This window comes from Paenibacillus arenilitoris, from assembly GCF_014705655.1.
GTDB lineage: Bacteria > Bacillota > Bacilli > Paenibacillales > Paenibacillaceae > Pristimantibacillus > Pristimantibacillus arenilitoris.
Genome location: NZ_JACXIY010000018.1, coordinates 1 through 12084 on the forward strand (window position 1 = coordinate 1; position 12084 = coordinate 12084).

General features: G+C 58.2%; 11 protein-coding genes. 4 read left to right on the forward strand and 7 right to left on the reverse strand.

Translation table 11 applies throughout. From position 1 onward, the window contains the following. The 6 genes from IDH41_RS15850 to IDH41_RS15875 form a co-directional block, all read right to left on the reverse strand. A partial coding sequence (locus IDH41_RS15850) for an NAD(P)-binding domain-containing protein (RefSeq protein ID WP_190862691.1) occupies positions 1 to 104 on the reverse strand: 104 nt, incomplete at its 3' end. Positions 105 to 299: 195 nt separating this feature from the next. After that, positions 300 to 896: a hypothetical protein gene (locus IDH41_RS15855; protein ID WP_190862693.1), complete on the reverse strand. Its 597-nt coding sequence runs from the start codon at positions 894 to 896 to the stop codon at positions 300 to 302. A gap of 211 nt (positions 897 to 1107) precedes the next feature. Further along, on the reverse strand, positions 1108 to 2817 hold the full coding sequence (locus IDH41_RS15860) for a proline--tRNA ligase (RefSeq protein WP_190862695.1): 1710 nt from the start codon (positions 2815 to 2817) through the stop codon (positions 1108 to 1110). 339 nt (positions 2818 to 3156) lie between these two features. Then, on the reverse strand, positions 3157 to 4308 hold the full coding sequence (locus IDH41_RS15865) for an ABC transporter permease (RefSeq protein WP_190862696.1): 1152 nt from the start codon (positions 4306 to 4308) through the stop codon (positions 3157 to 3159). Beyond that, entirely contained in the window at positions 4301 to 5464 is a 1164-nt protein-coding gene (locus IDH41_RS15870) for an ABC transporter permease (RefSeq protein WP_190862698.1), read from the reverse strand. Before IDH41_RS15870 ends, IDH41_RS15865 begins: the two co-directional genes overlap by 8 nt. Before the next feature lie 13 nt (positions 5465 to 5477). Then, positions 5478 to 6422 carry an ABC transporter ATP-binding protein gene (locus tag IDH41_RS15875; RefSeq protein WP_190862699.1) on the reverse strand — a complete coding sequence of 315 codons (945 nt, stop codon included), beginning with the start codon at positions 6420 to 6422 and terminating at the stop codon, positions 5478 to 5480. A 189-nt stretch (positions 6423 to 6611) separates the two neighbouring features. On the opposite strand from IDH41_RS15875, the gene IDH41_RS15880 reads away from it, so the two are divergent. Genes IDH41_RS15880 through IDH41_RS15890 form a run of 3 tightly spaced genes read left to right on the forward strand, consistent with a single transcriptional unit; the run spans position 6612 to position 9110 of the window. Then, on the forward strand, positions 6612 to 7757 hold the full coding sequence (locus IDH41_RS15880) for a sensor histidine kinase (protein WP_190862701.1): 1146 nt from the start codon (positions 6612 to 6614) through the stop codon (positions 7755 to 7757). Between the two features lie 30 nt (positions 7758 to 7787). Next, the gene (locus tag IDH41_RS15885) at positions 7788 to 8423 is read left to right on the forward strand and encodes a response regulator transcription factor (RefSeq protein ID WP_190862703.1); all 636 of its coding nucleotides are present in this window, start codon (positions 7788 to 7790) and stop codon (positions 8421 to 8423) included. Between the two features lie 39 nt (positions 8424 to 8462). Continuing rightward, the gene (locus tag IDH41_RS15890; RefSeq protein ID WP_190862705.1) at positions 8463 to 9110 is read left to right on the forward strand and encodes a DUF1054 domain-containing protein; all 648 of its coding nucleotides are present in this window, start codon (positions 8463 to 8465) and stop codon (positions 9108 to 9110) included. A gap of 67 nt (positions 9111 to 9177) precedes the next feature. Here IDH41_RS15890 and IDH41_RS15895 read toward each other — a convergent pair whose 3' ends face one another. Beyond that, positions 9178 to 10371: an MFS transporter gene (locus tag IDH41_RS15895; RefSeq protein WP_190862707.1), complete on the reverse strand. Its 1194-nt coding sequence runs from the start codon at positions 10369 to 10371 to the stop codon at positions 9178 to 9180. A gap of 186 nt (positions 10372 to 10557) precedes the next feature. Between IDH41_RS15895 and IDH41_RS15900 the strand changes: the two genes are divergently transcribed. Continuing rightward, on the forward strand, positions 10558 to 12027 hold the full coding sequence (locus IDH41_RS15900; RefSeq protein ID WP_190862709.1) for an aminotransferase class I/II-fold pyridoxal phosphate-dependent enzyme: 1470 nt from the start codon (positions 10558 to 10560) through the stop codon (positions 12025 to 12027). Positions 12028 to 12084 lie beyond the last annotated feature (57 nt).

Sequence of the window (12084 nt, forward strand, 5' to 3'; positions counted from 1 at the left end):
GAACGGTTGTATACCGATACCGTGAAGCCTCTGCTTTCAATATTAAGGGCCAAATTTTTGCCCATGACGGCTAGTCCGATAACGCCAATTTGCTGTTTCGACATCTGGTTCTTCCATCCTTCATCTTTATTTTTTGGATCGCAATAGTTTTATTTTACTCTTTTTGCGATCAGAAGGAAACTGTTTGCATGGAAAAATGTCGCTTTCTGAAACGGACAACATAAAAACGACCAAATCCTGCAGCCTGGCGCGCAGCATCCGGTCGTCTCATGTTTTCGTATAGGGGCCGACATCCATCATCAAAGTTCCAGCTGCAGCATTTCCGAGCGAAGCGCAGCCAGCTTCTCCTTCGAAGCCGCGACCGCTTCCTCGTCATGATCGCGCAAGGCGTCGGACAAGACGGAGAGCTCGTAATCCAGCTCGTAGCGGAGCACGACCGCGCGCTCCTCCGCGCGCTTGGATTGAAACGCTTTAATCATTTCCTCTATCGTAACGAGCGGCTTCTTCTGATAGATGATCCGATGTTCCATGCCCGACACCTCCACGAGTCTTATAATCTCGCCGAACATAATGCTCTCGATGACGATCTGACGATCCTTGATGCGCTTGACTACCGCATGTCCACGTGTGTCATTGATCAGTTTCTCAATCAGCTCCGACAGCTTCTCGTCTTTAATAATATAGTCCCCGACAATTTTGTACCGGCTCTTCATGCGTTGGAACTGCAGCTTGACGAGCTTGCGGCCAGTCCGGATGGATACGAGAAACTGACCTTCCGTCTCGCTCCAGTACAAGGAGTACCCTTCCTGAATAAGATCTCGGATGAGATTTTGGATTTGCCGGCGGTCAAATCGCAGCTCCAAATTGCAATATTCGACTTCATAGCTCTTGTTCACGGCAATCCCTCCTGACTCCAGTATAGTTGACGAAATGTTCTGATAATTTGTTCTTACTAATATCTTATACTCCATCTTATGTTCTGGCAACTTGGATTATTGACTAATTTTACGCTTGCGAGCGACTTAACTTAAAAAAGGGCTCGACTGCCGCCTATTGGCGGCGGCCAAGCCCCAAGCTGTTCCAACAGGCCCTAGCGGGGCCTATTTTTTATTTTGCCCCCGCGATCGCGAGCGCTTCTTCCAGGCTGAGCGTCTCCGCGTCCGCCTCGCTTCTACGCTTCAGCTCGACCAGCCCTTCGGCCGCGCGCTTGCCGACCACGATCCGAATCGGGATGCCGATCAGGTCCGCGTCCTTGAATTTGACGCCCGGCCGCTCGTCCCGATCGTCCAGCAGCGTCTCAATTCCCGCTTCCGCAAGCCGGGCCGCGATATGCTCGGCCATGTCCGTCTGCACCCGGTCCTTGGCCGAGACGGGTATGACGTGCACCGCGAACGGGGCGATCGACTCCGGCCATACGATGCCGCTGCCATCATGGTGCTGCTCGAGCACGGCGGACAGCAGCCGCGATACGCCGATGCCGTAGCAGCCCATAATGAACGGGCGCTCTTCGCCTGCTGCATTCACAAACTTGGCGTTCAGCGCTTCGCTGTATTTGGTGCCGAGCTTGAAGACGTGGCCGACCTCGATGCCGCGATGGAAGCGAAGCCTGCCGCGCTCGCAGCGCGGGCAAGCGTCTCCCGCCGCCGCGTTGCGGAAATCGCCCGCCTGCGCACCGGCCAGATGGACGGCCGGAATAATGCCTTTTATATGGTAATCCTTCTCGTTTGCTCCCGCGATGCCCTCTTCCATCTCCATGGCCGCATAATCGGCCAGAACCGGAATGCCAAGTCCGATCGGGCCGGCAAAGCCGACGGGCGCTCCCGTTACGCGCTCAGTCGTCTCCGGATCCGCCAGTTCGAGCGCAGCTGCGGCCAGCGCATTTTTCACCTTGATCTCGTTAACCTCGTGATCGCCCCGGACGACGACCGCCACCGGGCGGCCGTCCGCCATGTAAATCAACGTTTTCATGAACGCCTCCGCCCCTTTTTGGAACAACGCGGCCAGCTCTTCGATCCTCCTCGCGTCCGGCGTATGGACTTTTGCCGGTACACCTGCCTGCGGGGTTATCCCTGCCGACCCTTCGGAAGAAGCCCGCTCATATTCCGCCTTCTCCAAATTCGCCGCGTAATCGCAGCAGTCGCAGGCCGCGATCGTATCTTCTCCGATTTCGGCCAATGCCATGAACTCATGCGTACCGCCTTCGCCGCCGATCGAGCCGGGATCGGCTTCGACCGCCCGGTAGCGCAGGCCCGCGCGGGTAAAAATCCGGTTATACGCATCGTACATACCCATATAGCTGCGGTGCAGCCCTTCCCAGTCCTCGTCGAAGGAATAGGCGTCCTTCATCAGAAACTCCCTGCCCCGCAGCAAGCCGTAGCGGGGACGCTTCTCGTCGCGGAACTTGGTCTGAATCTGATACAGCGTCATCGGCAGCTGCCGGTACGAGCCGACCTCGCCGCCGACGAGCATCGTAACGACCTCCTCGTGCGTCGGCCCAAGCGCAAACTCCCGGTCATGCCTGTCGCGCAGGCGGACGAGCTCCGGCCCATATACGTCGTAGCGGCCGGATTGCTTCCACAGCTCCGCAGGCTGCATCGCGGGCAGCAGCGTCTCCTGCGCGCCCGCTTCGTCCATTTCCTCGCGCACGATTTGTTCGAGCTTCCTCAGCACCCGCCGCCCGAGGGGCAAATACGTATATACGCCGGCTGCAAGCTGCCGGATCAATCCCGCGCGCAGCATCAGCCGGTGGCTGGCCGCTTCCGCGTCCGAAGGCGCTTCCCTTAAGGTCGGCAGCAATAACTGGCTTTGTCTCGTCATTTTACTTGTCCTCCGTTCGTTCGGATAATAAAAAAAAGAACGCATTCGCAAGGGACGAATGCGTTCGTGGTACCACCCTCATTTAGCCGGCCGCGCCAAAGCGCAGCCCTGCTCTCCAAGATTAACGGAACGATATTCCGGCAGCGCGCATCCAAAGACCGCGCTGCAGCTCGCAAGGTGGGGATCATTCAATCGTTCATGGAAGCCTCGCAGCCTGAGGGCCTCCTCTCTGTCATGAACGGGCGCTGAATGTCATAGCCTCGGTCGGCGCTGTTGCTATATGTGAATTCATTTTTGACAAATTTACAATAGTTCGCCCGCGAAAGTCAAGACCCATTATCACGTGCGGTTCGGCCTAAGCACCGCCGCGCCGAACGCCAGCAGCACCGCCGCGAACAGAACCAGGATGGCAAGATGAAGGCCGATCTCCCCGATCCCCTGTCCTCCGCCAAGCCGATCGATCGCTTGCAGCGCCCATTTCTGCGGCATGAAGTTCGCGAGCTTTTGGATAAAATCAGGCAGCATCGACAAGGGGAAGAAGCAGCCGCTGATCATGCAGGTCGGTAGAATGATCAGCGTATTGAGCTGCTGAAGCTGCGTTCGGTTGCGGACAAGCCCCGCTGCGGCGGAGACGAGGCCGAGCGCCGCAAGCAGGAAGCATTCCAGGACGAGCAGCATCGAACCGAACGGAATGCCCGGCGCATAACCGAATGCGAAATAGGTTAGTCCGAGCACGATCGTCAGCTGAAGCGAACCGATGATCAAGCTGCCCGCGAAATTGCCGACGGCGATGTCGATCGCCCGCAGAGGGGCGGTGAACATTCGGGCCATGGTCCGCTTCTCGCGGTCCTCCAGGACGAAGCCGATCGTCTGGCCGAGCAGCAGCATGACGAACATCAGCATAAGTCCGATCACCATCGGTTCGGACAAGACGCGGCCAAGCTTCATGCTGACGTTGTCCGCCGTGACCGCCGGCGATTGCTGCGCCTTCACGAACTCGGCCAGCATGCCGGCATCCGCCGTACCGCCTCCGCCCGCGCCGCGTACGATGCTCGCGGACGCCGCAAGCCGACTCGTCTCCGCTTCGAGCAGCATGGCAAGCGAAGCGTTCCACAGCTGCTCGTCCAGCCGGTACAGAATCGCCTTCGTATCCCCGCCGCCTGCGATTTGTTGCGTAAAGTCCGTAGGTACGTAGATCGCGGCGTCCGCCCCCCCTTCCTCGACCGCGTCTTTGACCGCTTGCTCGTCCCAATCCGTTTCCCGTCTTACGTCGTACAAGCTTTCGTTTTCCACGGCTGCGGCCAGATAAGCGCCCAACGGACCCGCGTCGGCATTATTTACGACGATGACGGGTTTGCCGCCCTGCAGTCCCGCGAACAAACCGGCCATGACGGACAGGATGGCCGCCGGAAGCAATACGTTCATCAGCAGCCCGCGGCGGGTGCCCATCGTCCTTCTTATTAAATGAGCTGCGATATGCAAGCTAGGCATGCCGCATCACCACCTTCGGCAATCGGAATATCGCGATGAGGGACAGGACGGCCGCGATGGCGGCCAGCACGCCGATCGCATTCCAGGCGGCCGCGGCGTCCGAGCCGCTCATGATCGCGCGCAGACTGATATTCGCCCAGTGATTGATCGTCAGCTTGCTTGCGATTCCGACCATATTTTGAATGCCGGCCATCATCCCTCCGCTCAGGAACGTCATCGTCGTCACAAGAATCGTAAACAACGTTTGCGTCGATTTGCTCGTGCCGGCTACGGACGCGACAATGATCGCCAGCCCCGTACCGGCCGCAGTCGTCAACAGGCATACCGCAGCGATCGCCAAATAATGGCCGCTCCACTCCACGTCGTACACGTATTTGGTAAAAACAATAACGACGAGCGATTGCAAACACGCCAGCATAACGGCACCCGTTACGACGCCGAATACGGCGGCGCGGAACGAGGAAGGCATTGCGTAGAGCCGGCGCAGCGTCCCGTCTTCCTTCTGACCCAGCAGCGCGAGCGCCGCCGACATGCCGCTGAACAGCAAAAACATGATCAAATAAGCCGCCGCGTAATATTGCATGGCGGACGTCTCCCCGAACAGGCGGTCTTCCGTGTTGCCGAGGTTGCCAATCGCTACTAGCGATTGCCGCCGGGCGTCCGCATTCCCGATTCTCACGGGCGCGTCCGTCCCTAACGTCGCCATCGCCGCGAACTTCAGGTTAAGCTCCGCCATATAGCGGCCTATAACGGCATCCGCCGCGACGTTCTTCTCCGCATAACGGCCGGAGAAGGTTTTCCATACCGCCTTCTCTCCGGCCAATACTTTCTGGGAGAAATCGGCGGGCACATAGACGCCGTAATCGGCGATGCCCTCCGTCACGTAATCTTCGACCTCTTGCCCGGAATCGGTCTTCAGCACGAACACGAAAGGCTTGATCGCTTCCCCGTTCCAAAATTCGCCGATGCTCCCGCTAAGCTCCCCTTGATCGGCTACGTACAACGCCACTTTCGCCGGCTTGAGGTCGGTATCGAACGCGCTTCCGAGCAGCAGGATCAGCAGCAGCGGTAGTCCGATCAAGATGACGAGAACGGACTTCATTCGGCCGTACTTCACCAGCTCGTAATAAGCCGTCGTCAGCCATACCCGTATCATAAATGCATCCCTCCTATTCGTCCCTAAGCGTGCGCCCGGTCATTTGCAGAAAGAGCGACTCGAGGTTCGGCTCGATCCGAGTCAGCTGGCGCAGCGCAATGCCGTGCTTTTGGATAATGAACAACAGATCCTGCAAAATCGACGGCGAATCCTTCACGGTAACGATGAGCGTCCTCCCGTCATCGCTCTCTTCTACGCGCTTGACGCCGGGATGGCCCTCCATTTCCGCCAGCGCCGGCTCGTCACGCCGATCGATTTCGAATACGAGCCTCTCCGCTTGGCCGGCTTGTCGCTTCAATTCCTCTTTCGTGCCGACCGCGATCAGCTTCCCTTGGTCGAGAATGCCGATTCTCGAGCAAATCGCGTCTACCTCCTCCATGTAATGGCTCGTATAAATGACAGTGGAGCCCAACCTGTTCAGCTCTCTTACCGATTCCAGAATATGATTGCGTGACTGCGGATCGATGCCTACCGTCGGTTCGTCCATAATGATGAGCTTCGGCCGGTGCATAATGGCGCAGGCGATGTTGAGCCGGCGCTTCATGCCTCCGGAATAGGTGGACGGCTTATCCTTCGCCCGATCCAGCAAGCCGACGAACCGCAGCGCTTCGTCGACCCGCTCGCGCAGCAGCTTCCCGGGGAGTCCGTACAGCTTGGCGAAGAACGTTACGTTCTCCCTGGCCGTCAACGTCTCGTAGATCGCAAGCTCCTGAGGAACAAGGCCGATCCTCCGTTTCACTTCGAGCGGCTGCTTGCGGATCGAGCGGCCGTCGACGGCGATGTCTCCTCCGCTTAACTCGAGCAGCCCTGACAGCATGTTGATCGTCGTGCTCTTGCCCGCGCCGTTCGGGCCGAGCAGCCCGAAAATTTCTCCTTCTTCGATCTTAAAATTAAGGTAATTAACTATTAACGACGTATCGTATTTTTTGACTACGTCGCGAAACGTGATGAGACCCATATGCCGCCCTCCCCTCCCCTTCAATTCGTATTCATTAACTTCATTTTAACCAACCCTTAGCGGTCCCGCAGGTCTACAAAGTCACCTTTCGAAGGTGACGAAAGTCATATCGCTCGCGAAGGCGAGGCGCTCGTCGGTCTTGCCGCCGTATGCTATAATGAAGCAAATTCATCGTTGGAGCTAACCGATATGAATATGCTGCTGTACCGGATTCGGATCGGCCTGGCGGCGGTGCCCGCTCTCGTCAGCATCGCGGGCGTCGAGGCAGGAGCCTACGGTCCTTATGTCGCCTATGCGCTGCTTGCCTTGCTTCTCGCGAAGGCAGCCACCTTCATGCCGAAGTATGCATCCTTGCTGCTGTTCGTCGAGCTGATCGGCTTTGCCTGGTTCGCCTATGCTTACGGCGGCATCTTGTACCTGCTCCTCTTCTCGACGCTCGTCGCGATATTCCGGACCGGACCGGATAAGCTGCCCGCGGTCGGCTGGACGGCGCTCGGACTTGTCCTGCTCGCGGCCTGCCTTTACGGGAGCGCGGACAACGGGACGATGCTGGCCGTCGCCGTGCTGTGGATCGCGACCGCGGCAATCTTGCATGCGGCCAACGATTTCGAGGACAAGCGCCACCGGTTCGAGGATTTGTACGAGGCGCTGGCGGCAAGCCATGAGGAGCTTGACGCCGCGAGGCGCCGGATGCTTGATTACGCGTCCCAAATCGAGCGCTACGCGCAGTCGGAGGAACGCAGCCGGATCGCGAAGGACATTCACGACGACCTCGGGCACCGGCTGATTCGCGTTAAAATGATGTCCGAAGCGGCGCTTCATCTGTTCGATGCCGATACGGCCAGGGCGAAGGGGATGGTCGAGCAGATGCGCGATCAGCTGCAGGACAGCATGGAGCGAATGCGACGCACGGTGCGAAGGCTTGCCGCTGTGGACGAGCGGGACGCAAGGCGTTACGCGCTTGACCGGCTCGTGCAGGAATCCGCGGACGCGCTTGGCATCGAGATCCGCTTCGAGGTGAGCGGCAGCCCTCATCCGTTGTATCCGAGCTTGGAGCTTATCCTGTTCAATAATGCCCGTGAAGCCATTACGAACGCCGTGCGCCACGGCCAAGCGACCGAGGTGGCCATCGAGCTCCGCTTTCGGGAAGACAGCGTCTCCTTGACGGTCGCCAATAACGGCGCTCTGCCGGATGAGCCGATTGAACCGGGACTCGGGATGCGCGGAATGAAGGAACGAATCGCGTTAATCGGAGGAAGGCTCGAATGGCACCGCGGGGAACGATTCTCGGTCACGACGGTATTGCCGCTCCTGGGCGGTCGAACGCCGCCCTGACCGATAATAGGAAATGGAGATGCAGACCCAATGATAAGAGTACTGGTCGTCGACGACGACCCCTTTATCCGCGAAAGCATGAGGGTCATCCTCTCCCTTGATCCGGAACTGGAAGTAGTCGGCGTATGCGGCAACGGGAAGGAAGCGGCCGAATTCGCGCTCTTGCAGCAAGTCGACGTCGTCCTGATGGACATCCGGATGCCCGTCTGCGACGGCGTGGAAGGCGCGAAGCTGCTGCGGTCGCTCGATCGGCCGCCTGCCGTCCTCATCCTGACGACGTTCGACGACGACGAATATATCGCGCAGGCCATTCGCAACGGCGCGAACGGCTACCTGCTTAAGAACGTCCCGCCGAGCCGCATTATTAGCGGCATCAAGACGGTGCATGAAGGCTCGGTCCTCATTCATCCGGACGTCGCGCGGAAGCTGGTGGGCATGCTCGACGCGACGCGCGGCGGCGACCCGGGCAAGGCGCTCGCGATTCAAGGGCTCACCCAGACCGAATCCCAGATCGTCCGGCTGATCTCGGAAGGTCAGTCGAATAAGGAAATCGCGGCTGCCTTGTTCTTGAGCGAAGGGACGGTCAAAAATTACATTTCGGATATTTTAAGCAAGCTCGAGCTTCGGGACCGCACCCAAATCGCGATCTATTATTTGAAATTATGACAGACCGCAATGACCGATCAGGAGAGGAAGAAACCTACTATGACGACAAATACGACGACCGCCGGGGTACCCGGCTTCACGCAGCAGGATTTCGACGTCTTCCGGCTTCAGGGGCTTGAGGAGCGGATGGCGGCGATCCAAAACCGGATTCAACCGAAATTCCGCGCGATCGGCGAGCGGCTCGCCGCCGACGCAGCCGTTCATGCCGGCAACGAAATGCATCTGCACATCGCGAGGCACCTACGGCGCAAAGTGAACCCGCCGAAGGACACCTGGCTTGCCATTTGCGGCAATAAGCGGGGGTACAAAGCGCATCCGCATTTTCAACTCGGACTGTTCGACGACCATTTGTTCATGTGGCTTGCGTTTATATACGAACTGCCGAACAAGTCCGGGATCGCGACGGCGCTCTTGAACCGGATCGACGACGTCATTGCGGCCGTTCCGGACGATTTCGTCGTCTCGATGGACCATATGAAGAAGGATTCCGCGGCGGTCAGCGGCATGACGAAGCGGGATTGGACAGAAACGCTCATCCGCTTCAGAGACGTGCAGAAGGCGGAGCTTCTCATCGGCCGGCATGTCTTAGCGGGTGACGAGCTGCTCCAAGACGGCGAGGCGCTGCTCGGGCTCGCGTCTTCCACCTTCGAGACGCTGATGCCGATTTATCGGATGGCGAGCGTTTAATCGAAATAGAGGCTATGCCCGAAGGTTCGAGTGACCTTTGGACATAGCCTCTTTTCTTGTTTGACGATTAGTCGGTATTGCCCGCTTGTTCGGACTGCAGCCCGTTCTTGTCCAACTGGCGGAATCGGATGAGCAGCAGCAGCGCCGCAAGGCACAGAATGCCGCCGAGCAAATACGGCAGCCCCATCTGCACCGTGAAGATAAACGAGCCGAGCAGCGGTCCCGCGATCCGCCCGAGGCTGTCCATGGAAGAGCTTAAGCCGGAAGCGACCCCTTGTCCGACCGTCGTTTTCTGGGTAATAAGCGACGTTACGCACGGACGGATAAGCGCGTTGCCGATCCCGAATACGGCCAGCGACATCGTCGCCCACCACAGCGTATGGGCGGCGAGCAGCAGGAAGAAGCCGAGCGCCGAGATCGCCAGTCCGATCGCGATATACTTCGTCTCCTCGCCAATCTTGATTCTCCGCCGCACGAAGCCGCCCTGGACGAGCGCCCCGACGAAGCCGCACACGAAAAACAAAATGCCGACCTGCAGAGGCGTCACGTCGAAGCGGCGCATTCCGAAAAACTGCAGCGTCGCTTCCATTCCCGCCAGCGTGAACGTAACGAAGAAAGCGAGCACGTACAAATATTTGAGCGGGCCCGTAAAAGCCGTCCAGCGGGATACCCGCTTCGCTGCCCGCTCCTTCCGCTTCTCCGGCGCCAGCGACTCCTTCAGCTTGGCCGCCGCCAGTGCGAAGGTGACGAGCGCAAGCGCGGACGCCGCGTAGAACGGCGTCTCAAGCGAGACGACGCTGAGCAGGCCGCCGAAGCCGGGACCGATCGTAAAGCCGAGGCCGATCGACATGCCGACGAGCCCCATCCCCTTGGTCCGGTTCTCGGCCGTCGTAATGTCCGCGACGTAGGCGACGATGACGGAAGCAACCGCGCCGGAGAAAAATCCGCCCAATATTCGGGACAAGTACATAAGCGGCAAATGGCCTGCGGACAGCCCGAACAATAGAAAGCTTGCCGCGAAGCCGAGCACGCCGACGAGGATGATCGGCCTGCGCCCGATCCGATCCGACATGCCGCCCCATAGCGGCGACAGGACGAACGATATGGCCGAATAGACGGCCAGCATCCAGCCCGTATGGATTTCCGCGTTCTCCGGGTCGGCTTCCTGTATAATTTCCGGCATAACCGGGATGATAATTCCGAATCCAATAAAGGTCGTCATTAATATGGCCATTACGACAAGCAAGCGTTTATCTTTCATGATGCAACCCCTCCACCAACCTATGTTACCATAATCGTCCTGCCGTCATGTATGAACAATTCAAGAACAAATCCCTACCCGGTACGGAAATATCGGAAAATCAAGCTTGCAATCGCCCCCGTATTTGCTATACTCAAGCTTGTTTGTTATCTCGAATTTTTGAAGCGAAAGGCAGGGACGAACGTCATGGATCATAACAAAACCCCGCTCTTCAGCGCGCTTCGCCGGCATGCGGAGCAGGATCCCGTTCAATTTCATATACCCGGACATAAAAAAGGACTCGGCAGCGATTCGGAATTCCGCGAATTTATCGGCGATAACGCGCTGTCCATCGATCTGATCAATATTGCCCCGCTGGACGATTTGCACCAGCCGACCGGCGTCATCGAGGAAGCGCAGCAGCTCGCTGCGGACGCTTTCGGCGCCGACTACACGTACTTCTCCGTACAAGGAACGAGCGGCGCGATCATCACGATGATCCTCACCGTCTGCGCGCCCGGAGAGAAAATCATCGTGCCGCGCAACGTTCATAAATCCATTATGGCCGCGATCATTTTCGCCGGAGCCAGACCCGTCTTTATATCGCCGGCGCGCGACAATAACCTCGGCATCGACCACGGCATCACGACCCGCTCGGTGCGAAAGGCGCTGGAACGCCATCCCGATGCCAAAGCGGTGCTCGTCATCAATCCGACCTATTTCGGCATCTGCGCCAATTTGAAGGAGATCGTCGATCTCGTCCACAGCTACGACATACCGGTTCTCGTCGACGAAGCGCACGGCGTGCTCATCCACTTTCACGAGAAGCTCCCGATGTCGGCTATGCAGGCGGGCGCGGACATGGCCGCGACGAGCGTCCATAAGCTTGGCGGCTCCATGACGCAAAGCTCGGTGCTTAACGTCAAGAAGGGACGGGTCAATCCGCATCGCATTCAGACTGTCATCAGCATGCTGACGACGACCTCGACCTCGTATATATTGCTCGCGTCGCTTGATACGTCGAGGCGCAATCTCGCGCTTAACGGACATGCCTTAGCGGAGCGGGCCATCGAGCTCGCCCAGGATGCCCGGCGGCAAATCAACGAAATTCCGGGCTTGCAATGCTTCGGGGAAGACATTCTCGGCGGAGAAGCCACCTACGACTACGATCCGACCAAGGTGTCGATCCATGTCCGGCATCTCGGCATAACCGGCTACGAAACGGAAAACTGGCTCCGCGAGCATTATAATGTAGAAATCGAAATGAGCGATATGTATAACATTTTGTGCCTTGTTACGCCGGGAGATACATCCGAATCCGTGGCCAAATTAATTGCCGCGCTGCGCGGCTTGTCGGACCGCTTCTTCGAAGGCGCGGAAGCGAGGGAGCTCGTCGTCAAAATTCCGGATATCCCGCAGCTGTCGCTGACGCCGCGCGACGCCTTCTACGGCGAGACGGAAATTATCCCGTTCAAGGAATCGGCCGGACGGATCATCGCGGAGTTCATTTACGTCTATCCGCCGGGCATTCCGATTTTGCTGCCGGGCGAAGTCATTTCGCAAAAAAACATCGATTACATCGTCGACCATGTCGAGGTCGGGCTTCCGGTCAAAGGGCCCGAAGACCGAAGCATCGAATTCGTCAAAGTCATCGTCGAGGAAACCGCGATTTCTTAATGGCATTAATAAACAGCCGCCGCCGTCTGCGCATGACGGCGGCGGCTTTTTGGCGTT

What these genes read in the sequence shown, in the direction of transcription:
- IDH41_RS15890 (WP_190862705.1), top strand. Translation starts at nt 8,463, where the DNA reads ATGACGACAAATACGACGACCGCCGGGGTACCCGGCTTCACGCAGCAG.
- IDH41_RS15860 (WP_190862695.1), bottom strand. Translation starts at nt 2,817, where the DNA reads ATGACGAGACAAAGCCAGTTATTGCTGCCGACCTTAAGGGAAGCGCCT.
- IDH41_RS15870 (WP_190862698.1), bottom strand. Translation starts at nt 5,464, where the DNA reads ATGATACGGGTATGGCTGACGACGGCTTATTACGAGCTGGTGAAGTAC.
- IDH41_RS15900 (WP_190862709.1), top strand. Translation starts at nt 10,558, where the DNA reads ATGGATCATAACAAAACCCCGCTCTTCAGCGCGCTTCGCCGGCATGCG.
- IDH41_RS15885 (WP_190862703.1), top strand. Translation starts at nt 7,788, where the DNA reads ATGATAAGAGTACTGGTCGTCGACGACGACCCCTTTATCCGCGAAAGC.
- IDH41_RS15875 (WP_190862699.1), bottom strand. Translation starts at nt 6,422, where the DNA reads ATGGGTCTCATCACGTTTCGCGACGTAGTCAAAAAATACGATACGTCG.
- IDH41_RS15865 (WP_190862696.1), bottom strand. Translation starts at nt 4,308, where the DNA reads ATGCCTAGCTTGCATATCGCAGCTCATTTAATAAGAAGGACGATGGGC.
- IDH41_RS15880 (WP_190862701.1), top strand. Translation starts at nt 6,612, where the DNA reads ATGAATATGCTGCTGTACCGGATTCGGATCGGCCTGGCGGCGGTGCCC.
- IDH41_RS15895 (WP_190862707.1), bottom strand. Translation starts at nt 10,371, where the DNA reads ATGAAAGATAAACGCTTGCTTGTCGTAATGGCCATATTAATGACGACC.